A 25,534-nucleotide genomic window follows, 5' to 3' on the forward strand; every position below is an offset into this window, starting at 1 on the left:
CGGAGCGCCCAAGGGGCGCCACGGGCGCCACGGGCACGAAGGGCGCCACACGGTCCCGGGACGGCGCGACGGGCACCCCCTCGCGCCCCCGGCAGGAGGTCTTCGCCACCGGCGGGGGAGGTCAACGAGCTTGCGCAGCGAACCCACGGGTAACACGGCCCGTACAATGGATGAACCCGGCAGGCGTCCGGCTGCCGGCGGTCCCGGCGCCCCCATCGCGGCCAGGGGCACCGCGACCGTCCCCCAGAGCCGCCTCCCCGGCGAACCCTTCACCTTCCCGGGGCACGAGCCCGCCACCCTGCCGCGGCCCGACGTGGAACCCGACCGCTGGCCGCGGGAGGAGCCCGACACTATCGTGGCACCCACGGAAGTGGTCGAACCGGCGGTGTACCCGCGCCCTGAGCCGGAAACGCCGGCCCAGCCCGTGCGGGATCCCGGCCGCGAGCGGGAAACCGCCGGTACCGGCGGCCCTGCCGGTGCCCGGGAAGAACCCGCGCCCGCGGGGCACGCCGGAGCCGGCCCTGGGGGGACCGGGCCCCTGGCCGCCGCCCCGGGCGAAGTGTTCATCACCCGGGTGCGGGTCGGTCCCCACGCCTTCGAGCGGGTGGTGATCCGGACCCACTGGTTCGAGCGCGGGGAAGACCTGGCCGCCACCCTGCGCCGCTACCTGGCACCGCACCTGCGGCCGGGCGATCACGCCATCATCAGCGAGACGGCCGTTATTGCCGTGCGCGGCCGGATGGTCCCGGCCCACCAGGTCCAACCCGGCAGGCTGGCCACCCTGCTGGCCCGGTACGTCCGCCCCACCGGGTGGGGCCAGGGCCTCTCCATCCCCCACAAGATGCAGGTGGCCATCGAGGAGACGGGCCGGCTCCGCATCCTGGCGGCGGCCGCGGCGGCGGCCCTCACCCGCCCCCTGGGCGTCCGGGGCGTGTTCTACCACGTGGCGGGCACCGGGGCCCGTTCCCTGGACGGCATGCGGGCGGGGAGCCCCTACGAGGGCTACGTCCTGCCCCCCCTGCGCCGGGCCGAGGCGCTGGCCATCGCCCGCGAGCTGGCCGCAGCCCTGGGCGCGCCGGTGCACATCGTGGACATCAACGACAACGGCGGCACCATCCGGGCCAGCTCCCACCCCTTCCCCTGGCGGCTCCTGCTGGCCATCCTGCGGGACAACCCCCTGGGCCAGGGCGACCGCCGCTGCCCCATCGGCCTGATCCGGCGCTGGGAAGGCAGCTTCGGGCTTCTCGGGGACGAGTGACCGCCGCCGGCGCGTTGCCGCCGCCGCGTTGGTGACCACCGCGTCCCCGCCCTGCCGGGCCATCACCGGCAGCTCGCCCTTCCATCCAGCCTCAGAAGGCCCAGCCTCAGAAGGCCCCCAGGCCCGTCACGTCGCGCCCCACGATGAGCGTGTGGATGTCGTAGGTGCCCTCGTAGGTGTCCACCGTCTCCAGGTTCAACATGTGGCGGATCGCCGCGTACTCCAGGGTGATGCCGCTGCCGCCCAGGATCTCGCGGGCCGACCGGGCCGCCTGCAGCGCCGCCCGCACGTTGCTGCGCTTGGCCAGGGAGACCTGGCCGTAGGTCAGCTTGTCCTCGTCCTTGAGCTTGCCCAGCCGCCAGGACATCAGCAGCGCCTGGGTGTGGGCCTGGACCATCTCCACCAGCTTGGCCTGCACCAGCTGCCGCTCGGCGATGGGCCGGCCGAAGGTGATGCGGTGCCGGGCGAACTCCAGCGCCTCGTGGAAGACGGCGTCGATCACCCCCGCCGCCCCCCAGGTGATCCCGTACCGCGCCTGGGTCAGGCAGCTGAGGGCGGCGCCCAGGCCGCGGGCCTCGGGCAGCATCTGGGCGGCGTCGACCCGTACCTCATCGAGAATGAGCTCCGAGGTCACGGAAGCTCGGAGGCTCATCTTGTGCTGGATCTCCCGCGCCCGGAAGCCCGGGGTGTCCGTGGGCACGATGAAGCCGCGGATCACGCCCTCGTCGTCTCGGGCCCAGACCACGGCGATGTCGGCGATGTTGCCGTTGGTGATCCACATCTTCCGCCCGGTGATCACGTAGGACGAACCGTCCCTCCGCGCCCGGGTCTTCATGGAGCCGGGGTCCGAGCCGCCGTCGGGCTCCGTCAGGCCGAAGCAGCCGACGATCTCGCCCCGGGCCAGCCGGGGCAGGTACTCCCGCTTCTGTTCCTCGGAGCCGTAGCGGTAGATGGGGTACATCACCAGCGAGCTCTGCACGCTGACGAAACTGCGCAGGCCCGAGTCGATGCGCTCCAGCTCGTACATGATGAGGCCGTAGGCCACGTTGCCGGCCCCGGCACCGCCGTACTCTTCAGGCAGGTTCGACCCGAGGAACCCGAGCTCCCCGAAGCGGGGGATCAGGTGGCGCGGGAAGGTCCCCTCCTCCCACCAGCGGGCGATGTGGGGCGCCGCCTCGGCCTCCAGGAAGCGGCGGGCCTCCTCCTGGATCAGGCGCTCTTCGGGGGAGAAGAGGTCGGCGACGCGGTAGTAGTCCAGGCCTGCCAAGGGGAATACCTCCTCGCGGGCCGGCAGGGAGCGCCCCGCGGCCCGCTGCACTAGGTCGAAGATTGCATCTCCCGGTACGATTCGTTGCCTTCACCGGGCGCCCCTTCCCCGGGCTTACGGCGTGTCGCGCGGGCTGTCCAGGAGGGACTCCAGTTCCCGCCGAACCTCCTCCGGCAGCGGCTCCCGCAACATCCGGGCCACGCAGTCCGGGGCGGCTCCGTGCCGCCGCAGGTATCCCACCGGGCTGGGCCCAGGGATCCGCGGGCCGGCGGGGCGCTCGGCCGCAAGGGCTTCCCGGTTCGGGTTCCCGTTGCTGTTCCTGTCCATGCTCGGGGGCGCCTGCACTCCTTGAGGTGGCCGGCTCACGGGCCTGGGGGCGCGGTCCCTGTCCCCAGGTCCCGTGCCAGCCGGAAAAGGGCCAGGTCTTTTTTCTTCGCCTCCACCATCCCGTCGACCTCCGGGACGCCCAGGCGGGGGAGGATCGCCAGCAGCGGCTTGACGAAGGCCGGGTCCACGTAGTCGGCATGGGCCCGCAGGCTGGCGCCGTCCCGGGGACTGGAGAGGTGGATCTTGGGCGGCCGGTCCCGCCACAGGCGAAAGGCCCGTGCCAGGAGCGGCTCCAGGGCGGACAGTCCCTCGGGGCTCACAGGGTCCGGGAAGCCGGGCGGCGGGCAGCAGACGTGGTGATGCCAGTCGAAGGCCACGGGGAGGTCGAAACGTTCCGCCAGTTCCAGGGTGGTGGCGATGTCCGCGGTCCGGTCGTCGTTCTCCAGGACCAGCCGGGAACGCGCCCAGCCGTCTAGTTGCCCCAGGTGCCGCCCCGCCACGTCGAGGACCGGCTGCCCTCCTTCCCGACCCGCGGCTGGGCAGCTCACCGGCGCGCGGCCCCCGGCCGGGAGGGCCGTATGCTCGCGATCCCTCACCCCAGGGCCACCGTCCCCGCTGTTGCCCCGATCCTCCTGGCCACCCTCACTCTGCCCGCCCTCGCCCGGCTCGGTGCCATCTCCCTTCCCTGGGGTGCCGTCTCCGGCCTGACGCCGGCTGCGCTCCCGGCGCCCGCCCACGTGGATCACGATGCGGGCCTGTTCATCCAGACCCAAAAGGTCGAACAGGCGGCGGTGGTAAGCCAGATACGCCTGCAGCCAGCGGAACTGGCTCGCGCTGCCCAAGCCGCAGACTTCGGGCAGGTGCGAGCTCAGCCGGATGCCCGCCTCCCGGGCCACCCGGCCGATGCGGGCGCCCGTGGCCTGAAGGTCCGGTTCGTCCCACCATCGCCAGTCGCCGGTGAGGGGGTGGGTTGCCAGGGGAATCATGTTCGCCGAGATCCTGTAGAGGCGGATGCCGTGGGCCCGGGCGAAGAACAGGATCCGCAGGGTGTTCTCCAGATTGCGTCGGGCGATCTCCCGCAACCGGTAGCGCCGCGCTTCGGGGGCGAGGCGCGACGCCGCCGTCACCGTCATGGACCCGGCGGGCGAGCAGTCCCGTTCCGAAAGGCAAATGGCGACGAAACCCAGGTGAAGCCACACGCCGCCCACCTGGACGGTCGCACCCCGAAGAATGCCGGAACGGGGACCCGCCCCCGCGACGCCGGCGTCAGGACCCTCCGCCGCGATGGCGGCGCCAGGCATCGCCGCCGAGATGCCCGAGGCAGCATCCACCGCCACCGTGCCCGCACCCGAGGCCGCGGGCGCCCCATGGCGGTCCTCCGGGGGAATGGGGCCCGTCCCGCCGGCCGGATCCGGCCCCTCCCCCGCCGGCGCCTGGGGCGGCGGTGCCGCACGGCGCCCCCTCCTGCGGGGCGCTGCGGGCGATGCCTGAGCAGTTGGGTGCGGTGGTCCTTCCGTCATGGGGCGTCCTTTCAACTTGCTGCGGCTACCCGAGATCCGTGGCCGGTCGACGTACCTGCGGGTGACAGATCGATAAATAATGCAGACCGTCCCTAGATTGCCCCAAAGTGGATCACCGCCATGTGGCGAGCAGCGGTGCGATGCGCGCCTCGAGGTCGGATGGATAGAAGTGCCCGCCCCCCTGGACGACCTCGACCTGTACCGTGAGGCCCGCCGCCTCCATCCACCTGGCCACGTCCTCAATCATGCGGACAGCCCGTTCGTCCCGAGACCCGGCCCAGAAGTAGGCCCGGAGGCCTGGGTTGCGAGGGCTTGGCACCAGAAGTCCTTCCATGCGGAACTCCGGCCCGGCGGGGCGGACCCGCTGCCCTGGCTCAGCGCGGCATCTTCGGGACGTAGGGCGGTCCCCTCGGGGCACAGGAGGACGCGCCGCGGCACGACCATTCGTTGCGCTTCGATCTGACGTTGGTCGCACACCGCCACCGCCCGCTCGAAGCGCGGGTGGCCCTGAAGCCCGGCCAGGTCGGGGTCGGTGCGCAACCATGTCACGGGAATCCACAGGCCCTGGTCGAGCAGTTGCTCGAAATGGGTCAACGCGGCCTCCCCGTCGCCCAGGCGCGTCAGCAGACAAACCCGCCAATACCCGATGTGCCAGGCCTGTTCGGGGTGACCGGACCCTTCCCTCTCCAGAAGATCCAGGGCCTCGCGGTATTGCCCGCACTCGTAAAGCTCGAACACCCGGGATGCCAGCCGGTCAAAGGTTGTCACCGCTGCACCACCCCTCTCACCGTCACAGGGCCGCGGGATCGAGGACGAACCGGCCGCCGGCGCCCTGGACCCGGTTGGATCACGGACCCGAGATCTCCCGGCTCCCCGGTGCCCCCCTTCCCCTTGACCCCGCAGCGCGCGGAACACCCCATGGTGCAGGAACGCCGCATGTTAGGACAGCAGCAGGATGACCGCCGCCCCCGCGGCCGCGTAAAGCCAGTACCACCCGCGCTCGCACGCCAGCCAGCGACGCATCCGCTTCACCTCCCCCGCGACCGAACGAGCCGGGCCACCCGCAGGGACCGGGCAGGTCAGACGGGCCCTTGATCGGACCGGACAAGTCCCTGAGCAGACCGGACATGTCCTTGAGCCGGCCCGGCACCTCCTGATCGGACCGGGCACGTCCTGGAACGGGCCCGGCACGTCGCCGCCCCCAAGCCCCCGCGGCCAGTCCCCCGCGCTCCGGCGCCCATGCCCCTCGCAACCCTGCTTCTGCGCTAACATGGGTTCGATGGGGACCACCGGACCGGCCCGGGGGGCGGATCCTCTCCGGCCCCGCCGGCGCCAGGACAAGGAGGACTCGCCATGGACCCGAACTTGCTCGCCTTCGCCCGCCGCCTGGACGAGCGGCTCGTCTTCACCCCCGGCCCCACGGAGGTCTCGCCCCGCGTCCGGGAGGCCATGGCCCTGCCCGTGGCCAACTCGGACCTCGACCCGGACTTCGCCGCCCTCTACCGCGCCACCTGCGCCGGGCTGCAGGAGCTCCTGCACACCCGGAGCGACGTGCTGATCCTGGCCGGCGAGGGCCTGCTGGGCCTCGAAGCCGCCATCGCCTCGCTGGTCGAACCCGGCGACCGCGTGCTCGCCCTGGCCAACGGCCTCTACGGCCACGGCTTCGCCGATTTCGCCCGGGACTACGGCGCCGAGGTCACCGTCTTCGAGGCCCCCGACCGCCAGCCCCTGGATCCGGACGCCCTGCGCCGGTTCCTCCGGGACCAGAAGCCCTTCAAGGTGGCCACGCTGGTCCACTGCGAGACGCCCACCGGGCTCACCAACCCCGTGGACCGGATCCTGCCCGTGCTCCACGAGCACGGCATCCTGACGGTGGTGGACAGCGTCTCCGCCATCGCCGCCGAGCCCCTGGAGGCCGACGCCTGGCACGCCGACGTGGTCCTGGGCGGCTCGCAGAAGGCCCTCTCCGCGCCGCCCGGCCTGGCGTTCCTGAGCGTGAGCCCCGCCGCCTGGGAGGCCATGGCCCGCCGCCGGACGCCCATCCGCGGCGTCTACCTGAACCTGCGGCTGTGGAAGGACCTCTGGCTGGACAAGGGCGAGTTCCCCTACACCCCCTCGACCTCCGATGTCTACGCCCTCTACGCGGCCGTCGCCGCGGCCCTGGAAGAAGGCGAGGCGGCACGCTTGGCCCGGCACCAGCGGCTGGCCCGCGCCATCCGGGCCGCCGGGGAGGCGGCCGGCCTCGAGCTGTACCCCGCGCCGCAGGCCGCCGCCCGCTCCGTCACCGCCTGGCTCATCCCCGGCGCCCTGCGCCCGCGGGAACAGGCGATCCGCCGCTTCATGTGGGAAGAACACGGCGTCCTCATGGCCGGCAGCTGGGGCGACGCCGCCGGCCGCATCTGGCGTGCCGGCCACATGGGCGAGAACGCCCGGCCCGAGAAGGGCGAGCGCTTCGTCCGGGCCCTGGCGGCCACCCTGCGGCACTTTGGGTGGAATCTGCCCGGCGATCCGGTGGAAGCGTACCGGGCCGCCTTAGCCGGCGACGGTCCCGCCCTTACCGGCGAGGGCGGCGGGAGAAGCAGTTGAGGCGCAGGCTCGAAGGCGGATGAATCCCCTAGGCGCGTGGCGGCCGGCGATGGTTGAACGCCGCAGGCCCGAGCAGCAGGGTGGCAGCTGCCGGTGGGCCGATGCCGCGGCAGGGGTAGCCGGCCGCGGATGAAGGCCCCCAGGTGCGGGTGGCTGGCGGCGGAGGAAGGCTGGGGGCACCAGCAGCTGCTGGCGGACGGATGGCGCAGCGCCGGGCTGCGGGTGGCGGATGGATGGCGCAGGTCCGGGCTGCGGATGGCGGGTGAACGGTGCACGTCCGGGCAGCTCACGGCGGAGGAATACCGCAGGCGCGGGCAGCCGCCGGCGGCTCGGACGCGTGCCGCAGGCATACCGGCGGAGCGCCCCCGCTGGTGGGGCGCCCCCGCGATGCCGGGCCCAGAGAACAACGGAGGGATGGTAACATGGCCATCGATTCGATACCGTCGAACCCGCCGCAGGGCGCCCGGGTGACCATCCGCCCGGCCGAGCCCCGTGACTTTGAGGCCGTCACCCGCCTGCTGGAAGAACTCGGCCGCCCCGCCGTGCCCCCCGAGGCCGAGGCGGCGGCGCGGGAGGTCTACCTGCGCCACCTGCGCCGCCCCGACACGGCCTCCCTGGTGGCCGAACTGGACGGCCGGGTGGCCGGCTTCATGTCCCTGGAGTTCCGCGAGCGGCTGAACCAGCTGCGACCCCAGGCCTGGATTCCCGACCTGATCGTCACGGAATCGGCCCGCGGCCTGGGCATCGGCAAAGCCCTGCTCCAGCGCGGCATCGAACTGGCCCGGGAGCGCAACTGCTGGAGCATCACCCTGGAATCCGGCCATCACCGCAAGGTGGCCCACCAGCTCTACCGCGCGGTGGGGATGCGGGACGAGGGCTTGTTCTTCCGGCTGCATTTCTGACGCGGTGGCTGCGGTCTTGGGGACCCATTGTGCGCGCCCTGTGGGTTACGACTCGAGAATGCGCGGGGCTGCTGTGGGAAGGAGAACCAGGCCAGCCGTGGTATCACATATGATACTGGTGCACTATACTAGGGTTGCGGGGTGGCCCCCATGAGGGTGAAGAAGCTGGTCCTCAAGATGCTTCGGAACCCTCAGGCCATCACCCGGCTTGAGGAGCTTGTCGCCGTGGCAAACCATTTCGCGCCCGAAGTTCAGTACCGTGAGTTATCAAAACATGCAATGGCTTTTTACCGTCCGAACCGGTTCGGCGAGGTGACGATTCCAACAACCAGGCAAATCAAGAGAGTTTATGTTCGACAGTTTGTCGAACTTATCTACGATTTAATTCCACAAGAATGGCTCGAGGAATGGGGAGGGACGGTTGATGAGTAAGCAAATCCGTATACGCTATCCGTTCATTGTGGAACAGGTGGAAGAAGAGGACGGTAGCGTGTATTGGGAAGCGGAAGTGCCCGACCTCCCTGGATGCGCTGCGGCGGGTGAAACCCTCGACGAACTGGTCGAAACGCTGGCCGAAATGATTGACGCCTGGATCGAATCCGCCAAACAGCGTGGGCAGGAGATTCCCGAGCCGAGCACCGTCGAAAACTATAGCGGAAAAGTCCTGCTGCGAATGCCGCCGACACTGCATCGTCGTTTGGCGCTTATGGCGAAGCGAAACCGGATTAGCCTGAACTCTCAGATCGTAAACGCGCTACATTATAACATCGGTCGGGACTCTGCGCCGCGAACGTATATTCACTTCGAATCGACACCAGAAACTACATCTAGCCGGCCTGTTTACTTTCGGACGCAAAGTATTACGGACTATGGACATGGAGGCGTGATATACAGTGGCCGAATCCGCTCGTGAGAGAAAGGTAGCTGAACTCAAATTCGTTGTGGAAAACGAGGGCCTTGCACCAGTCATCTATGCCCACGGCGCCTACGGCGGGGTGGGCCCGCGCGGGGAAGTGGTGGTCAATTTCTACGTCGAAAGCTGGGCGCAGCCGACCGAGGGAACCGTGACGATCTACGAAGACGGAACGGCAAGGGAGCAAACGCAGAAACCCGACCGCCTGCGGCGTACCGTCGTTGCACGAGTGTTCCTGCCGGCAGAACCTGCTCGGGCCATTGGCGAGTGGTTGCAGCAAAGCGCTGAGAGAGCCCGGCAGGCCTTGCAAGAAACAGACGGCACCCAATTCGAGGGACGGGCCTGAAGGGGCGCCGTCCCTCTTTTGTGGGCCTGCGAGCCCAGACCCCGTTGCCACGGTTTGCCACTGTCCTCACGATGCCGCTGTCCTCACCATGCGGCCAGCCTCGCCGCTGGCCGCCAGAGCCCGCCTCATCCAGCCTGCGGAATCTTCCAACGGGCCGGGGCTTTGTAGCCGCTACGGCTACAGGGATCCACTTCTGGACACCGAAGTGTCTTCCATCGACGGGGTTCGACAAAAGATGACAGCACGGGTCCGGCGGCGGGTCGAATCCTGGAGCCCCCATGGTGAGGAGAGCGAGCATGAAGAAGGTCTGGCGCGTGATCGTGGAGTCCCTTACGAAGGTTTTCCTGGTGGGTGAGCCGCCCGATTCCCCCGGGGAGGCGGCCATCAACCCCGAGAACCGGCAACTGATGCGCGAAACCCTGATCCTGTTCCTCGGCCTGGCGCTCGCTGTGCTCGGCTTCGTCGTGGCCTGGTACACCGGTCGCATTTGAAGGTGGCGGTCAACGGTTTGTAGGGTGCTGTGAACAGCGAAGGCCGAAACCCTCAGTCCGGAGCCGTGAGGCCCGTGAGGCCGACATACACCCTACCCCGCCACCGGTTCCACGGCCTTCGCCACCTGCCGCCGGTACCACTGATACGTGGCGGCCAGGCCCTCCTCCAGACCGACCCGCGGCGTCCAGCCCAGCAGCCGGCGGGCCCGGTCGCTGGACAGGACGCTGTGGCGAATGTCCCCAGGCCGCGGCGGGCCGTAGCGGGGCGCCGGCGAGCCCGCCACCAGCCGGCCGATGCGCTGGGCCAGCTCGCCGATGGCCGTGGCCCGGCCGCCGGCGATGTTCGCCACCACGCCGGCAGGCCCCGCCAGGGCCAGGACAAAGGCCCGGGCCACATCGCCCACGTACACGAAATCCCGGGTCTGCTGGCCGTCGCCGTGGATCACCGGCCCCCGGCCGCTCAAGGCATCCAGGAAGAACCGCGCCACCACGGGCCCCGTCTCGGGCCGCTGGCCCGGCCCGTACACGTTCCCCAGGCGGAGGATCACGGCCTCCAGCCCCGCCCCCTGGGCGTACTGTTGGATCAGCCACTCGGCCACCAGCTTGGAGCGGCCGTAGACGGACAGGGGCTTGAGCGGGTGGTCTTCGTCAACGGGCAGTCGCTGCGGATCGCCGTACACTGCCGCCGACGAGGCGAACACCACCCGGCGCGTCCCGGCGGCCACCGCCTCCCGCACCAGGTTCAGGGTGCCGTATACGTTGACGTCCACGTCGTGGTCCGGCCGCTCCAGGGATCGTTCCACGCTGACCTGGGCGGCCAGGTGGATCACCGCCTCCGGCCGGAAGTCGCGGAAGACCGCCGCCACCTGGCCGGCCTGGGTGATGTCCAGCCGCTCCACCGTCACGCCGGCAACGGACCGGACCGTGCCTGCGGAGAAGTCGTCGACGGCCAGCACTTCGACAGGTTCGGCTTCGCCGCCCAGCCTCGCTCCGTCACCGGCCGCCGTTGCCGCCCTCGCCTCGCCGGCGGAGGCCACTTCCCTACCGGCGTGGGGAGCCCCGGTGCCCGGGGACCCGGCTTCTCCGCCGGCCGCTGCCGCGCCAGCGGCTGCTCCGGCCACCGGGCCGGATCCACCCCCGGGCTCCGCCGGGCCAGCCCCACCCCCGGCTGCGGAGGCGGCGGCCCCACCCATGGCCGCGGCGGGCCCGGCCGCACCCCCAGCCGCTGAGCCCCCTACCGTACCGCCAGCCGCCATTCCGGTCACCAGGTGGTGCACCACATGGGAACCAATGAATCCCGCCGCACCCGTCACCAGCACCCGCACGAGCCGGATCGCCCTCCCCCGCGCTCCCCAACTCAATCCCGGTCGCGGGCCGCCGCCACGTCGACGGCCGCCGCGCTGGGCGCCGATCCACCCGCCACGGCGCCGGGCACCGCCGCTCCCGGCACCCCGCCCCTAGCCGCCGCTTTACCGTCCCGGCCGAACCCATCCACCGCAGGCTGTCCGGCCGGCACCGCAGCCGCCCACGGCGAGGTGAACCGCCCGCGGCCCACGCCCCGGTAGCGAAAGCCCAGGGCCGCCATGCGCTCCGGGTCGAGGGCGTTGCGCCCGTCGAACACCAGCCGCGGCTCCGCCATCCGCCGGGCCGCCTCTTCCCAATCCAGCCGCACGAACTCGTCCCATTCCGTTGCCAGCACCACGGCCTGGGCGCCCTCCAGGGCTTCCAGAGCCGACGGGGTGAGATGCACGGCGGCCGGCAGCAGGGGCCGGGCCCGTTCCACCGCCTGGGGGTCGGCCGCCCGCACCTCCGCTCCTTCCTCCACCAGCAAGGGGATCAGGTCCAGCGCCGGGGCCTCCCGGACGTCGTCGGTCTTGGGCTTGAAGGCCAGGCCCAGCACGGCCACCCGCACGCCCGCCAGCGACCCGAAGGCCTCCCGCAAGGCATAGAGCGGCAGCAGCCGCTGCCGGGCGTTCACCGCGATCACCGCCCGCAACAGCTCGAAGGGGTAGTCGTACACCCGGGCCAGATGATCCAGAGCGGCCACGTCCTTGGGGAAGCAGGAGCCGCCGTAGCCGAGACCCGCGCGGAGGAACTGGCTGCCGATGCGCGGGTCGAGGCCGATGCCCCGGGCCACCTCTTCCACGTCGGCGCCCACCCGATCGCACATGTTGGCAAGTTCATTAATGAAAGAAATCTTGGTCGCCAGGAAGGCGTTGGCGCCGTACTTGATCATCTCGGCCGTGGCGGTGTCCGTGACCACCACCGGGGCACCGTAGTGCTGGAACAGGCCGGCCACCCGCTGGGCGGCTGCCGGCGATTCGCTGCCCACCACCACCCGGTCGGGGTGGAACCAGTCGTGGACGGCGCTACCCTCCCGCAAGAACTCGGGGTTCGAAACGTAGGCGATCCCCGCGGGTTCCAGGTAGCGGTGGCGCAGGCGGCGGCCCGTCCCCGGCGGCACCGTGCTCTTCATCACCACCACGGGCCCGCCCTCGGGCAGGCCATCGGAGCCGGCCGGATCGCCGCCGATGCTTGCGGCCGGGCCGGCCGCCACCGCCTTCACCTTCTGGAGTTGCTCGGCCACCCAGGCGACGGCCGCCTCCACCTGGCTGAGGTCCGCGGCCCCGCTGGCGCGCGACGGCGTCCCCACGGCCACGAAGACCAGGTCGCCCAGCCGGCCGGGTTCGACCTCCGCGGGAAGGGCGAACTGCAGGCGGCCGGACGCGACCCCCTCCCGGACCAGCTCGTCCAGGCCGGGCTCGTAGAATGGGACCTCCGCCCGCCGGTACCGTTCCACCTTGGCCGGATCCACGTCGATGCCCAGCACCTGGTGGCCGTCGCGGGCCAGACCTGCGGCCGCCACCGCGCCCACATACCCCATGCCCAGCACCGTGATGCGCACCGAACCGAACCCCCTGTTGGCGCTGCGTGCCGCTGCCTGCCACGGCGGGGATGACAGCAAGAAAAAGCGATACCCCGCCTTGCGCTACCGCCTGACGGCGGTGGACAGGCTGGAGCGGTTTAACACACTCTTCGTTTCCTTAGCGCCAGGTTGGACAAGCACCGCTATACGGGGAAACCTGGACTCCCATACCGGGGCACATGGCATCCTGTCGAGATGGTGAGGGCACGAATGGAGGGCAACGGGATCCCCTTCTCGAATGTGTCCGGCTGCCGCTCCTTTCACCCATCGAATGGAAGAATATCGACGTTGTCGTCGTTGCGCAACATACGGAAATCTGCGGTCGCTAGAGAGGTAATGAGCTCCGCCTCGGAATCGTCCCCGGACGAATCGTCCCCGGACCGCGTCGCAGCAACCTCAAGGGCGCCGGAGGACAACTCTGCGCCCCCGAGCGGCCTTGCCCGGCCGGGAGCCGGATACACGGACACGGGCGCACCTCCTCCCCTGTAGCTACCACGTTATCCCAGCCAAAAGACACCCGTCAATCTCGAAAAGTCGGGGCCCCCCTCTCCCCGCGAACCGCCCGGCACGCCTCCTCCAGCCGCTGCCGGGCGGCCGCCAGCGACCGCTCCCGGGCCTCCAGCCAGCCGGCCAGCCGGTCCGCCGTGGCCTCCCGCTCCGCCAGCATCCGCCGCACCTCGTCCGGCGCCGGGCCGCCGGTGACCCGGCGCACCGCCACGAACACCGCCGGATCCAGCGCCCGCCGCACCAGGTCGTCGTCCACCGGCAGGTCGCGCCCCAGGACCTCCCGGGCCGCGGCGGCCACGTCCGCGGCAGTGATGCCCGCCGCCTGGCGGCCGTGTTCTTCCGCCCGGCGCACCGCCCGGCTGACCACCCCGTGGGCCGACCGGAAATCCAGCCCCTTCTCCCGCACCAGGGCATCGGCCAGCTCCGTCACCGTGGCGAAGCTGGCGCGGGCCCGCTGCTCCAGCAGGGGGCGGTTCACCTCCACCGTCCCGGTGATGTTGGCCAGCAGCCGGAACACGCGGGCACCCACCTCGGCCGCCTGCCAGAGATGGGGCTGCAGGTCGTCCTCGGAGTCGACGATGTCCCCGAAGGGCGTGTTGTGCAGCATGGCGATGACCGCCGCGGCGCTGGCCGCCCCGCTGCTCAGGAGCGCCCGGGCGTGCTCGAGACCCACGGGGTTCCGCTTCTGGGGCATGATGCTGCTGCACTGGACGTAGGCGTCAGCCAGCTTCAGGGCCCCGAATTCGTGGGTGCACCAGACCAGGAGGTCCTGGACGAACCGGCCCGTGTGCACGAAAGCCAGCTGCAGGGCCGCCGCCGTCTCCGTCAGGTAGTCGACGGAAGCGATGGCGTCGTAGGAGTTTTCCACCAGCCCGTCGAAGCCCAGGAGCTCCGCCACCCGGAGGCGGTCGACCGGAAAGCCCGACGTGGTCAGGGCTGCCGCGCCCAGGGGCGAGCGGTTCACCAGGTCGTAAGCCCGCTGCAGGCGGGCCAGGTCGCGGCCCAGCACGTCGGCCGCCGCCACCAGGTAGTGGGCCAGGGTGGTGGGCTGGGCCGGCTGGGTGTGGGTGTAGGCCAGGGTCAGGGTGTCCACGTGCTCGGCGGCCAGCTCGGCCAGGGTGCGGTAGAGGGCCAGCATCGCCTCCGCCACCTGGAGGATCTGCCGCCGCAGGACCATGCGGTACATCGCCACACCCATGTCGTTGCGGCTGCGGGCGATGTGCAGGTTCCCCGCCACCTCCCCCGCCCGCTCGATCAGCAACTGTTCAATGTAAAAGAAAAGATCCTCGAAGCGCCCGTCGTACGACCGGGCGGCCACCTCGGCGGGGTCGATGCCATCCAGGGCGGCCAGGATGCGCCGTCCCGCGTCCGCCTCCAGCAGCCCCTGCTCCACCAGCATCACCAGGTGCGCCCGGTGGATGGCCAGCATGGGCTGCAGCAGATACCGCTTGGCCTGCTCGAAGATGGGCACCAGCACGGCATCGGCGTAGCTCTTTCCTGGGAACCGGCGCCCATCCTGGGCCAGAATCGCTTCCCGCAAGCAGGGCCGCCGTTCTTCCCTTTCCATGGACATCCCCATGCCCTTCCCCACTTCCCTTGCCCTCTTTCACCGGTCGAACCGGCCGGCGTGCACCGGCCCGGCTCGCCTCGTCCCGTCACCTCGCCGCCGCACCAGAGCAACCCGCCGCCGCGCCCGCCCCGCGGCGCTTGCGCACCGGGCCGGGCCGCTCCACCCTCGGCTCGCTTCCCTGTGGCCGCACGCCCGCGCCCGCCATGCCCGGGGCTACCAGGGCCGCAGCCGCCAGGCCCGCGGCTTCCGCACCGGGCCGGCCCTGTCCCGCTTTGCCAGGCGCTACCCGCCGGCCCCCGCCGGCCCCCCGCGCCGGGGCCCGGGCTCGTCCGGCAGCGGCGCCCGCAGCCAGGCGGCCACCAGGTCTTCCAGGTGGCGGGTCGCCCGCTCCACGATGACCCGGCCCTTGGCCTCCGTCGCATCCCGCACGAACCCCGCGTACCCCGCCCAGGGCGACGGGTGGCTCTCCACCAGCACGAAGGGCCGCTCCGCCGCCGGCGGGCGCCGGGGCGGGAGCTCGGCCGCCAGGGCCGGGTCGACCGAGCCCGGTTCCAGCGCCGCCGTGGCCGCCGCCTCGAAGGGCCCGCCGTGGCCCCGCCCGGGCCGCCCATCCCCCGGCTCCGCCCGAAACATCCCCGCCGTCTCCTCGGTGGTGACCATCTGCCACCAGTTGACCAGGAGGATGCTGGCCCGGAACTCGCCCGAAACGGCCTCCGCCGCCGCCCGGCCAATGGCCATGTTGGCGTCGTGGGCGTTGAGCATCATCACCCGGACGAACCCGGCCCCCAGGATCCCCCGCAGCACATCGCACAGGGCCGCCAGGGCCACCTCCGCCCGCAGGGCCACCGTGCCCGGGTAGTGGCGGGTCTTGCCGGGGCAGGCGGTGTAGGTGAAGGGCGGGTAGAGCAGCGCGGTGAAGTCGCCCCGCAACCGCCTGGCCAGCCCCTCGGCCAGGATCAGGTCGGTGCCCAGGGGCATGTGGGGCCCGTGCCACTCCAGGCTGGCCAGGGGCAGCAGGGCAAAGTCCGCCCTGGCGATCCAGGCCTCCAGGTGACCGCCCGGGATGCGGTGGATGGGCACCACGCCCGCGGGCTCCTCCGGCGGCGCCCAGGACGGCGCAGCCGGCGACTCCGGTCCCATCTCGCGTTGCTTGTCCTGCATCACCGTGCCTCCTCCGCCAGCCCGTACCGCGGGCTCCCCGCCATCGCGGGCCCCACGGCCACCCGGCCAGCTGCCCGCCTCTGCCGGGAGCGGACCGACCCACTGGCCCCCGCGCTAACGCACCCGCTCCCGCCCGCCCGCAGCACCTCCGGCCTAGATCACCGCCGGCGCCCGCCCGCCGCCGTGCAGCCGGTTGCTGATGCCCAGCACGATCAGGATCAGCACGATCTGCAGCACCCCGTAGGCCGTGGCGGTACCGAACTCGAAGGAGTACATCCGCCGGAAGATCTCCACCGAGATGGGCACGTTGTCCGGCGTGTAGAGCAGGATCGACGCCACGAACTCGCCGATCCCCTCCACGAAGGCCAGCAGCGCGCCGCCCAGCACCCCCGGCATCATCAGCGGCAGCACCACCCGGCGGAAGCTGTAGAGCCAGGTGGCCCCCAGGCTCCGGGCCGCTTCTTCCAGCGACGGGTCCTGCTGGGCCAGGGCGGCCGCGGTCGACCGGAATACCAGGGGCATCAGGCGGACGAAGTAGGCCAGGGGCAGGATCCAGAAGGTCCCCACCAGGACCTGGCCCAGGGTGAGGGGCCCCGGCTGGTTGAAGGCCGCGATCAGGTTGATGGCCACCACCGTGCCCGGCAGGGCCCACGGCAGCATGATGGCCGCGTCCAGCAGCCCGCGCCCGCGGATGGGCAGGCGCAGGACCACGTAAGCCGCCGCCACGCTGAACAGGGCCGCCGCCACCGTGGCCAGGAAGCTGGTCTCCAGGCTCGTCCGCACCGGCTCCCAGAAACGCGGGTCGCTGAAGATGGCCGCGTAATTCTCCAGCGTGTACTCCGGCGGCAGCACCTGCACCGTCCACCGGGTATTGACAGAGAAGGAGATCAGCACCAGGACGAACACCGGCAACAGCACCAGCACCGTGCCCAGCACCGACAGCACCATGGCCGCCCACCGCAGTAGCGGGCTGCGGACCTCGGTCCGGTGGTGGGCCACCCCCTTGGAGAGGCTCCGGTACACCCGCCGGTCCTGGTACCAGCGCATCAAGAACAGGAAGGCGATGGACACCATGGACAGCACCGACGAGAAGGCCGACGCCATGGCCAGGTCGCCGTTGGTCCGGGCCACGTAGATCTGCATGGTCAGGGTGCGGTCGACGCCGAAGAGCAGCGGCGCGGTGTACGACGCCATGGACTGCATGAACACCAGCAGCGACCCCGCCACCAGGGCCGGGGTCAGCATGGGCATGGTGACCCGCCGCCACACCTGCCAGCCCGTGGCCCCCAGGCTGCGCGCCGCCTCCTCCAGGGACGGGTCCAGCCCCTGCAGCGCCGTGGCGGTGGTCATGTAGAAAAAGGGATACATCGTAAAGGTGTGCACGGCCAGCACGCCCGCAATCCCCCGCAGGGCGAAGGGCACCTGCTCCAGGCCCAGAAGATGCTGCAGCGCCCGCGGCACGATCCCGCTTTCGCCGTAGAGGAACATGAAGGAGAGAACGCCCACCAGCGGCGGCAGGGAGATGGGGACCAGCACCAGGGTCTGCAGCAGCCGCCGCCCCGGAAATTCCAGGCGGTTGAGCAGGAAAGCCAGGCTGACCCCGACGACCCCTGCCAGCAGCACGCTGAGCAGGGAGATCCCCAGGCTGGTGACCAGGGCCTCCATGGGCGCCGTGTACTGGCGGTCGAAGAAGGCCCGGTAGTGGTCCAGGCTGAACCGGCCCCCGGCCTGGAGGCTGGTGACGAAGGTCGCCCACAAAGGATAGATCACGTAACCGCCCAGGATGAGCGCCAGCGGCAGCACCGCCAGGTACGGCACCAGCCGCCGCAAGCGGCGGTGTGGGACCGCCGCACCGGCCGTGGCCGGCCCCGGCGATCCTGCCCAGGCCCCTGCGCTCCCTGCACGGTGCCCGCCGCCCGGGGCGGCCTTGGCCTCCTGCCTTGACCTGATAGCCGGCGCTCCATGAGCGCCCGGCCCCCCGCTGCGCCCTCCGTTGCCCACCGGTCTCCCCCCTTTCCCCGGGCCTGCTCAAGCGGCCGGCGCACCGCCCGCCTGGGCGCCAGCCGCTTCGACGATGAAAATCTGCGCCGGCGCCACGGCCACCTCCAGTTCCCCGCCCGGCCGCACCGCGGCACCGCTTCCCGCCGGCAGGTCGACCAGCCATTCCAGACCCCCGGCCTCCAGGCGGTAACGGGTGTGCGACCCTGCATACTCCGCCACCAGGACCCGGCCGCGCAGCACGTTCGCCGCCCCGGCCGCCGCCGGCTGGAAAGCCTCCGGGCGGATGCAGAGGGTGACCGTTCGTCCCTCGCCGGCAGCCACGCCCGGGTTGCTGCGCCCCGCCTCGCACCAGAGCAGCACGTCCCCCGCCCGCACCTGGACCGCACCGTCCGCCCGCCGCTGCACCACCGTGGCGTCGACCAGGTTGCTCTTGCCGATGAACCCGGCCACGAAGCGGCTGGCCGGGCGGTGGTAGATGTCCTCCGGCGTGCCCACCTGCAGGACCCGCCCCTGGTTCAACACGGCGATGCGGTCCGACATGGCCATGGCCTCGGCCTGGTCGTGGGTCACGTAGAGGGTGGTGATCCCCGCCGAGAGCTGCAGCCGCCGGATCTCGGAGCGGGTGTCTTCCCGCAGCTTGGCGTCCAGGTTCGACAGGGGCTCGTCCAGCAGGAGAAGGTCGGGCTGGATCACCAGGGCCCGGGCCAGGGCCACCCGCTGCTGCTGCCCGCCCGAGAGCTGGTCGATCCGGCGCCCCTCGTAGCCCTCCAGCTGGACCTGCGCCAGCGCCCGGCGCACCCGCCGGGCCAGCTCGTCCCGCGGCACCCGCCGCAACCGCAGGCCGAAGGCCACGTTCTCGAACACCGTCATGTGGGGGAACAGCGCGTAATTCTGGAAGACCATCCCGACCCCGCGCCGGTGGGGCGGGACCGTGGTCAGGTCGCGGTCGCCGAAGAGGATCCGGCCCCGGGTGGGGTAGTAGAACCCGGCCACCATGCGCAGCAGGGTGGTCTTGCCGCAGCCGGACGGCCCCAGCAGGGTGAAGAGCTCCCCCGGCTCCACCCGCAGGCTCACGTCCTGGACCACCAGGTTGTCGCCAAAGGCCTTGGACACGCGGTCCAGCGTTAGCGCCTTCACCGTTCCCCTCCCCCCGGCGGGGTGGGGGCGCCGGGCGGGCGGTCCCGCACCGGCGCCCCGGCCCTCACACCACCGGCCGGTCCGCACGTCACCGGCCGGTCTTCACGTCACTGGCCGCCCTTGCCCTTGATGTTCTGGTCCCAGTACTGGATCCACTCCTGCTCCTTCTCGGCCAGCATGGCCCAGTCCAGATCCATGGGCTTCAGCTCCAGGCCGGCCAGCCACTCCGGCATCTGGGCGGGATCCAGGTCCTCCAGGGTCGGAATCTGGAACAGGTTGGACGCCAGCTCCAGGCGCAGGCTCTCGTCGAAGAGGAACTCCATGAACTTGCGCGCCGCCTCGGGGTGCCGGGCTCCCTTGACGATGGCCACACCGTCCACCAGGATGGGGGCGCCGCTCTTTGGCATGACGTAGCCGAAGGGCATGTCCTTGGTCTCGGCCTGGATCAGGATGTCCTGCAGGTTCCAGAGGCTGACCAGGCCTTCCTGGCGGGCCAGCTTCAGGTACAGGGTGGTCGGGTCGGCGGCGTACTCCTTGGTGTTGGCATCCAGCTGCCGCAGCCAGTCGTAGCCGGCTTCGACCGACCCCGTCGCCTTGTACTGGCGGTAGATCATGGCCGAGTAGATGGTCCGCATGGTCCCCGACGCCGGCACCGCGCGGATGATGATCTTGTCCTTCCACTCGGGCTTGAGCAGGTCGTCCCAGTCCTGGGGCGCCTCTTCCGGCTTCAGGGCGTCGGTGTTGTACATGATCACCTCGGGCAGCAGGATCTCGCCGACCCACAGACCCTCGGGGTGCCGGTACTGGGCGGGCACCTTGGCCGTCACCGACTCCGGCGCCGGATCCAGCAGGCCCTCCTGGGCCGCCAGGTCCAGGGCCTGCTGGGTGCCGCCCCACCAGAAGTCGGCCTGCGGGTTGCTCTTCTCGGCCCGCACCCGCTCCAGGATCTCCTGGGCGCCCATGTTGACGACCTGCACGTTGCCCTTGTACTCGGGGTACTTCTCTTCGAACTTGGGAATCACGTACTCGAAAACCGCCTTGTCGCGGGCGGTGTAGATCACCAGCTTGTTCTCCTCACCGCCGCCGCTGCCGGCGCCGCCCTGCTCCCCGGCCGGCGCCGAGCCGCCGCCACCGCAGGCGGTCAAGGCCAGGGTCCCGGCCAGGACCAGCGCGGCCGCGGCCTTCTTGCCCCAAAGACGCATCACGGCGTCCCTCCTGTTCCCGTACTGGCAGCTCCCGTACTGGCAGGGCGGGCCCCATGCCCCATCCCGGGGCCCGCGCTGTTCAACACCTGGTACACCGCGCCCTCGAGGCCTGCCCGGGCCCCCAGGGCCGCAAAGGCGATGGGCGGGAGGTCCGGCACGTACCGGGCCGCCACGCGGCGCAGCTCGGCCAGCCCTTCCGGGCCGATGGCCTGGGCCTCTCCGCCCAGAAGCACCCGGTCGGGGTCGATCACAGCCACCAGGCTCGCCACCGCCAGCCCCCAGTGGGCGATGAGCCGGCGGAAGAACCGGCGCGCTTCCGCGTCCCGCTGCGCCAGCTCGGCCAGGACCGCCACCGGCCTGCCGTCCGGGGCGATCCCCCGGCCTTCCAGGTACCGGGCGACCGCCCGGGCCGAGTAGCGCGCTTCGAAGCAACCGAAGCCCGGCTGGACCGAACCTTCCCCGGTATCCCCAGCATCCCGGGCGTCCCCAGCGTCCCCGGCGCCAACGGCCCTCTCGGCGTCAACGGCCTCCTTGGCGTCAACGGCCTCCCCGGCCTCCACGGCATCGGGCACAAGGCCCACCGGGAGATAGCCGATCTCGCCCGCCGCGCTGGTGGCGCCGCGGAACAGGCGCCCGCCGGCCACCACTGCGGCGCCGATGCCCGTGCCCACGTACATCAGCACCAGGCACCGGGCGCCCTGCCCCGCGCCGCGGGCATACTCGCCCAAGGCCATCAAGTTCACGTCGTTCTCCACCAGCACCGGCCCGGGCAGCCGGCTCTCCAGTCCTTCCCGGACGGCGGCATCCTGCCACCATCCAACCCCCGGCGCCCGGCGCACCCTGCCCGTGTCCGGGTCCACGATGCCCGGCACCCCGACGGCCGTTCCCAGCCAGCGATCGGGGGGCAGGCCGGCGCGCTTGACCACCCCCTTCAGCGCTTCAGCCAGCCGGTCGAGGGCCTCCTGGCCGTTGCCGGGCCGCCCGGCCGCCAGCTGCAGGTCCACCGTCTCGACCCGCACCAGGCGGCCGCTGAGGTCGGCCATGGCCACGTCGCAGCGATCCGCCTCCACCATGGCCGCCAGCACCCAGTAGGCCGCCGGGTTGAGGTTCAGCAGGACGGGACGCCGCCCGCCCGACGACCGGCCCGTCCCCACCTCCTGGACCAGCTCCTCGTCCAGCAATTCCCGGACCAGGGCCGACACCCGGGGCTGGCTCAGCCCCGTGCGGCGGGCCAGATCCTTGCGGGACAGGGGTCCATGCTGGCGCAGCAGGTGGAGAATGGCCCAGCGATGCCCGGAAGGAGACGATGGGAACCGTTGGGCGGGAAACCGCCCGGCCGCACCTGCCACCCGACGCACCCTCTTCCAGCCGGCAACCCGGCGAGAAACTGACCAGAGCGGCGAAGTTGCCACGAACTGGCGACTAACTTTTGTTAATGACGAAACGAACTTTGCTAGGGCGTGGTTTTCGTCCTCGGGCGGGCGAATCCTTCCGGAACGAACATCCAGCGGACGAGGGTGCAGCTCGCCCCTCGGGCCAAAACAGCGGCGCCCCGCGGTTCCATCCCCCGCGGGGCGCCGCCCGAAACCAGGCCTTGTGACTCAACCCCTGCTCCGGTCCCTCACTCCGCCGGCTCCGGAATCACCGGCAAGATCAAATGCGACGGCCACGCCGGCGTGTGCCAGACCCGGTTCTCCGCCACCACCATGCGCGTGGAGGTGGCCAGGGGCTCGCCGGTGTTCAGGTTCCGGTCATACTTCGGGAAGGCGCTGGAGGTGATCTCCAGCCGGATGCGGTGCCCGCGCTTGAACACCTGGGCGGTGTTCCAGAGGTCGATCTCGAAGCGGTACACCTTGCCCGGCTCCATGAAGACCTCCTTATCCATGCCCTCCCGGAAGCGGGTCCGGACCATGCCGTCGCAGAGCCGCTGGCAGAACCCATTGGGATGCACGTCCACCAGCTTGGCCATGAAGTCGGTATCCACCGCCGACGACGAGGCGTACAGCACCAGCTTCACCGGCCCCGTGACCTCCACGTCCCGCTCCAGGGGCGGCGTCGAGTAGACCAGCACGTCGCCCCGGGTCTCGATGGCGGAGTAGTCGTCGGGCCCGCCGATCTGGCTGGACAGGGGATCGGTGATGAAGGGCACCGGCCGGGCCGGGTCATAGAGGTAGACATCCGGCGGCTCGTCGCTGGCCGGCGGCTCGGTGGACAGCACGCCGTCGCCGAAGCGGCTGTTGGCCCGGCCGCCGCTGTGCAGGTAGAACTTGGTCCACCGGGTCCGGGCCAGGGGCCACTCGTGCTCGTCCCGCCAGCGGTTCGCCCCCATGATGAACAGGCGCACCGGCGGCTCGTCGCCGATGCCGTTATCGATGCCCTTGAGCCAGTAGTCCAGCCAGCGGACCTCGTACCCGTCCAGGTCGATGACCGCGTCGGGCCCGAAGTCCACCTCTCCCAGCTTGCGGCCGGCGTTGACCTGGTGCCCCCAGGGCCCCATGATCAGCTTCTGGCCGCGGCGGGCCCGCTCGCTGGGGGCGTGCCGCACCATGCCGGCGAAGTTGAGGGGCGTGCCGATCTGCTCATCATCGTACCAGCCCGAGACGTGCAGCACCGGCAGGTCGATCTCGTGGAACCGGTGCTGGTAGCGCAGGGGCTCCCACCACTCGTCCAGGGTGGGGTGGGCGCAGTCCTCCCGCCAGTGCCGGCTGACGAACCCCGCCGCCTCATCCATGGTCAGCAGCGGCAGGTGCTCGTAGACCTTCATCCAGTCGACGTCCTTCACGTACTGAAGAACCCGCCCGTCGGTCATCCGGTTCCAGCACACGTGCATGGGCCCCGGCGTGCCCGTGGGCCACTCCACGTAGGGGTCCGACGGCGTGACGTGGACGATCATGGCCTTCAGGTGCGGCGGCTTCTCGAGGGCGGTCAGCCACTGGATGCGCCCCAGGTACGACCCGCCCCAGGTGGCCACGTCCCCGGTGGACCAGGGCTGGCGGGCCAGCCACTCGATGGCGTCGTAGCCGTCCTTCGCGTCGTTGCGGTAGGGGACGAACTCCCCCTCCGAATCCCCCCGCCCCCGCACGTCCATCCAGACGAAGACGTAGCCGTGCTTCGCGAAGAAATTCCCATATTGCCAGGCCCGCTGCGAATTCTTGTTGTAGGGCGTCCGGGCCAGCACCACGGGGAACCGGCCCGGGGCGTCGGGACGGTAGATGTCCGCGGAGAGGGTGATCCCGTCCCGCATGGGGACGCGGACGTTGAACTCGTAGCGGACGTTATAAACACCCGCCGCCGAACCCCGATCAACGGGGGTAGGAGTGTCGCCCAGCCAGGCCAAGAAAGTCCCTCCTCTCGGGAGCGGCCCTGCCGGTCCAAGGCATCGGTGGGACTCCGGTCCCAAGACCGGTAGGACCTGCGGCGCAATTTACGCAGCGAAGCCGCCCCGTCTACAGGAAACCAGGTTGCAAGCACGAAATGACGTCTTTCGACATGCTTTCGCCAGGAAACGGGAGGCAACCGCGTTGTCCAGGTTCTGGCGCGTCCTTATGAAGGCCCTCCGGCAGCACCGTATCGACCGGCCCACGCCGGAAGACGTTCTCTCCAATTCGGAGAAAGCCCTGCTGCGGGAAACGCTGCTGGTGGCGGCGGGGATCACATTGGTGGGTCTCATGCTCTGCGTGTGGTGGCTGCTTGAGGGAAGCACACGCCCATAAACATCCAGTTCCAATAGGGCCCTTTGGGGCCCCCTTTTTTACGCACCGTTGCGAAACCTACGCAGCGGTGCGTAACCTACTTTACTTCACGCTAACTCGGTACGACGCACCGGCACCTTGGCCCACGAGTCTCCTAAGCCGTCACTCCTCCAGCCGCCGCTCCCTGCTCAACGTCGGCTACCGCCGCCGGTAGTATCGGGCGTAATAGCCCATCTGCTTGAGAGGCACGTCGTTGAGGACCACCCCCAGTAGACGCGCCCCCACCTTCTCCAGGGCCTCCTTGGCCTTCTGGGACTGCACGTAGTCGGAGTTTTCGGCGCTGACGACCAGGATGACGCCGTCCACGTGGGGCGCCAGCACCAGGGGGTCCGCCACCATGAGCGGCGGCGGTGTGTCGTAAATCACTACCTCGTAATCCGCCGCCAGCGCGGCGAAGAGTTCCTGGGCCCGGCGCGATCCCAGCAGCTCAGCGGGGTTGGGCGGCGTGGGGCCCGCGGGGAGAACCCAGAGATTCTTGGCCCGGGGTACTGCCTGCAGCGCCTCCTCCAGGGTACAGGAGCCGGCCAGTATCGCCGACAGGCCGTACACGTTAGGCAGACCGAACATCACCGACTGGACCGGCCGTCGCAGGTCAGCATCAACGAGCACTGTGGCCTTGCCCGCGTTGGCAAAGCTCAGGGCCAGGTTCGCGGCGGTCAAGGACTTGCCCTCACCGGGCAGGCCGCTGGTAATGAGAATACTACGTAGGGGCTTGTCCACGGCCAGGTACTGCAAGTTGGTGCGGATAAGCCGATAGGCCTCGACCGCGGGCGCGTGGGCCTGGAGCCCCCCTAAAATCGTCGCCTCTTGCTCGTGCCCCCCACCGCGAAATCGCCGAAGTTGGTCCCCCCGGAAGCGGGGAGATTCTGTGTCGCGGAATTCGGTTTCGTACGACTCCGCCAACGGACTGCCTCCCTTCTCTTCTACAGCTCAATATGAGGGACCACGCCCAGCACGGGCAAGCCCAGACGGCGCTCGACAGTGGCCTCGTCTCGGATGCGGCGATCGAACATCTCCACCGCAAAGGCAACTCCAGTACCCGCCATCAGACCGAGCAGAGCAGCCAACACGATCTCCAACACGGGGCGCGGGCTAACAGGCTTCTCCGGCGGTGCCGCCGGATCGAGCAGCACAAGGCGCTCTTCCTGCATGACGTCCGCCGCAACACGAGTCATTATCTCTGCCGCGCCGGTCGCAATGCGAGCTGCTTCCGCCGGAGAACTGGCCCGGACCACGACATCCAATGTTTGAGATTGCTCGTTCCCCTTAATCCGCACCCGGTTCCGGAATTCGTCTGGAGACCAGCTCAAATCCATCTCGTTGACAATGACTTCCATCACTCGGCGGCTTGAGAGAATCTCGCGATAGGCTGGAACTAAGTTGCGGTAAAGTTGCAAGGTCTGAAGGTCCGTCACTGCCTGGTTGGGAGCCAACACAATGAGACGGGCCCGAGCTTCATACTGCGGCGCGACGAGCAGCATCCGGATCACGGCCAAACAGAAGCCCAAAAACATTATCAACGCAACGGTTCGCCAGCGGCGTACCACTGGTCCCACCAGATCAGCGAGGGAAACCTCCGCCTCCGGAAGCTCCGGACTCATTGGATCGCCTCCCACCACTCGAATCCATCCAAGTAACCAGTCCCGCCGCCAGTGCAAATCTATC

22 protein-coding genes are annotated in these 25,534 nt (G+C 70.4%); 8 read left to right on the forward strand and 14 right to left on the reverse strand.

Features of this window, described 5'->3' with window-relative positions; all coding sequences use genetic code 11:
- The first annotated feature begins 130 nt into the window (after positions 1–130).
- Entirely contained in the window at positions 131–1,258 is a 1,128-nt protein-coding gene (locus ACZ5T9_RS10330; protein ID WP_464832968.1) for a hypothetical protein, read from the forward strand.
- 106 nt (positions 1,259–1,364) lie between these two features.
- Here ACZ5T9_RS10330 and ACZ5T9_RS10335 read toward each other — a convergent pair whose 3' ends face one another.
- The 3 genes from ACZ5T9_RS10335 to ACZ5T9_RS10345 form a co-directional block, all read right to left on the reverse strand.
- Positions 1,365–2,525: an acyl-CoA dehydrogenase family protein gene (locus tag ACZ5T9_RS10335; RefSeq protein ID WP_464832969.1), complete on the reverse strand. Its 1,161-nt coding sequence runs from the start codon at positions 2,523–2,525 to the stop codon at positions 1,365–1,367.
- A 362-nt stretch (positions 2,526–2,887) separates the two neighbouring features.
- Entirely contained in the window at positions 2,888–4,189 is a 1,302-nt protein-coding gene (locus ACZ5T9_RS10340; RefSeq protein ID WP_464832970.1) for a hypothetical protein, read from the reverse strand.
- 426 nt (positions 4,190–4,615) lie between these two features.
- Entirely contained in the window at positions 4,616–5,140 is a 525-nt protein-coding gene (locus tag ACZ5T9_RS10345) for a hypothetical protein (RefSeq protein ID WP_464832971.1), read from the reverse strand.
- A gap of 585 nt (positions 5,141–5,725) precedes the next feature.
- On the opposite strand from ACZ5T9_RS10345, the gene ACZ5T9_RS10350 reads away from it, so the two are divergent.
- The 6 genes from ACZ5T9_RS10350 to ACZ5T9_RS10375 all read left to right on the forward strand — a co-directional run bounded on the left by ACZ5T9_RS10350 (position 5,726) and on the right by ACZ5T9_RS10375 (position 9,610).
- Positions 5,726–6,958: a pyridoxal-phosphate-dependent aminotransferase family protein gene (locus ACZ5T9_RS10350; RefSeq protein WP_464832972.1), complete on the forward strand. Its 1,233-nt coding sequence runs from the start codon at positions 5,726–5,728 to the stop codon at positions 6,956–6,958.
- 422 nt (positions 6,959–7,380) lie between these two features.
- Complete coding sequence (locus ACZ5T9_RS10355) at positions 7,381–7,860, forward strand: N-acetyltransferase family protein (RefSeq protein WP_464832973.1); 480 nt, start codon at positions 7,381–7,383, stop codon at positions 7,858–7,860.
- A gap of 156 nt (positions 7,861–8,016) precedes the next feature.
- A complete protein-coding gene (locus tag ACZ5T9_RS10360) occupies positions 8,017–8,292 on the forward strand; it encodes a hypothetical protein (RefSeq protein ID WP_464832974.1) in 276 nt (91 codons plus the stop codon).
- Positions 8,285–8,773 carry a type II toxin-antitoxin system HicB family antitoxin gene (locus ACZ5T9_RS10365; protein WP_464832976.1) on the forward strand — a complete coding sequence of 163 codons (489 nt, stop codon included), beginning with the start codon at positions 8,285–8,287 and terminating at the stop codon, positions 8,771–8,773. Before ACZ5T9_RS10360 ends, ACZ5T9_RS10365 begins: the two co-directional genes overlap by 8 nt.
- Positions 8,754–9,119: a hypothetical protein gene (locus ACZ5T9_RS10370; RefSeq protein ID WP_464832978.1), complete on the forward strand. Its 366-nt coding sequence runs from the start codon at positions 8,754–8,756 to the stop codon at positions 9,117–9,119. The genes ACZ5T9_RS10365 and ACZ5T9_RS10370 overlap by 20 nt, the downstream gene beginning before the upstream one ends.
- Positions 9,120–9,415: 296 nt before the next feature.
- The gene (locus ACZ5T9_RS10375) at positions 9,416–9,610 is read left to right on the forward strand and encodes a hypothetical protein (protein ID WP_464832979.1); all 195 of its coding nucleotides are present in this window, start codon (positions 9,416–9,418) and stop codon (positions 9,608–9,610) included.
- 92 nt (positions 9,611–9,702) lie between these two features.
- Here the strand turns inward: ACZ5T9_RS10375 and ACZ5T9_RS10380 are convergent, their stop codons facing one another.
- The 9 genes from ACZ5T9_RS10380 to ACZ5T9_RS10420 form a co-directional block, all read right to left on the reverse strand.
- Complete coding sequence (locus ACZ5T9_RS10380; protein WP_464832980.1) at positions 9,703–10,731, reverse strand: NAD-dependent epimerase/dehydratase family protein; 1,029 nt, start codon at positions 10,729–10,731, stop codon at positions 9,703–9,705.
- A 236-nt stretch (positions 10,732–10,967) separates the two neighbouring features.
- The gene (locus ACZ5T9_RS10385; protein WP_464832981.1) at positions 10,968–12,515 is read right to left on the reverse strand and encodes a UDP-glucose dehydrogenase family protein; all 1,548 of its coding nucleotides are present in this window, start codon (positions 12,513–12,515) and stop codon (positions 10,968–10,970) included.
- Positions 12,516–13,056: 541 nt separating this feature from the next.
- Positions 13,057–14,616, reverse strand: a complete 1,560-nt coding sequence (gene argH, locus ACZ5T9_RS10390; protein ID WP_464832982.1) for an argininosuccinate lyase — start codon at positions 14,614–14,616, stop codon at positions 13,057–13,059.
- A gap of 279 nt (positions 14,617–14,895) precedes the next feature.
- Positions 14,896–15,774 (reverse strand): creatininase family protein, encoded by an 879-nt coding sequence (locus ACZ5T9_RS10395; RefSeq protein ID WP_464832983.1) that lies wholly within the window; start codon positions 15,772–15,774, stop codon positions 14,896–14,898.
- Positions 15,775–15,927: 153 nt separating this feature from the next.
- Entirely contained in the window at positions 15,928–17,604 is a 1,677-nt protein-coding gene (locus ACZ5T9_RS10400; protein WP_464832985.1) for an ABC transporter permease, read from the reverse strand.
- 198 nt (positions 17,605–17,802) lie between these two features.
- The gene (locus ACZ5T9_RS10405) at positions 17,803–18,912 is read right to left on the reverse strand and encodes an ABC transporter ATP-binding protein (protein ID WP_464832987.1); all 1,110 of its coding nucleotides are present in this window, start codon (positions 18,910–18,912) and stop codon (positions 17,803–17,805) included.
- A 107-nt stretch (positions 18,913–19,019) separates the two neighbouring features.
- Positions 19,020–20,114: an extracellular solute-binding protein gene (locus ACZ5T9_RS10410; RefSeq protein WP_464834439.1), complete on the reverse strand. Its 1,095-nt coding sequence runs from the start codon at positions 20,112–20,114 to the stop codon at positions 19,020–19,022.
- On the reverse strand, positions 20,114–21,466 hold the full coding sequence (locus tag ACZ5T9_RS10415) for an ROK family transcriptional regulator (protein WP_464832988.1): 1,353 nt from the start codon (positions 21,464–21,466) through the stop codon (positions 20,114–20,116). The genes ACZ5T9_RS10410 and ACZ5T9_RS10415 overlap by 1 nt, the downstream gene beginning before the upstream one ends.
- A gap of 272 nt (positions 21,467–21,738) precedes the next feature.
- Positions 21,739–23,454 carry a CocE/NonD family hydrolase gene (locus ACZ5T9_RS10420; protein WP_464832989.1) on the reverse strand — a complete coding sequence of 572 codons (1,716 nt, stop codon included), beginning with the start codon at positions 23,452–23,454 and terminating at the stop codon, positions 21,739–21,741.
- A 184-nt stretch (positions 23,455–23,638) separates the two neighbouring features.
- Here ACZ5T9_RS10420 and ACZ5T9_RS10425 point away from each other — a divergent pair, with 184 nt between their 5' ends.
- Positions 23,639–23,830, forward strand: coding sequence for a hypothetical protein (locus ACZ5T9_RS10425; protein ID WP_464832990.1), 192 nt, complete (start codon positions 23,639–23,641; stop codon positions 23,828–23,830).
- 177 nt (positions 23,831–24,007) lie between these two features.
- Here ACZ5T9_RS10425 and ACZ5T9_RS10430 read toward each other — a convergent pair whose 3' ends face one another.
- Both ACZ5T9_RS10430 and ACZ5T9_RS10435 read right to left on the reverse strand, forming a co-directional pair.
- Entirely contained in the window at positions 24,008–24,589 is a 582-nt protein-coding gene (locus ACZ5T9_RS10430) for a CpsD/CapB family tyrosine-protein kinase (RefSeq protein WP_464832992.1), read from the reverse strand.
- A gap of 203 nt (positions 24,590–24,792) precedes the next feature.
- The gene (locus ACZ5T9_RS10435; RefSeq protein ID WP_464832993.1) at positions 24,793–25,470 is read right to left on the reverse strand and encodes a YveK family protein; all 678 of its coding nucleotides are present in this window, start codon (positions 25,468–25,470) and stop codon (positions 24,793–24,795) included.
- Positions 25,471–25,534 lie beyond the last annotated feature (64 nt).

The sequence above is a fragment of the Thermaerobacter nagasakiensis genome, assembly GCF_055396825.1.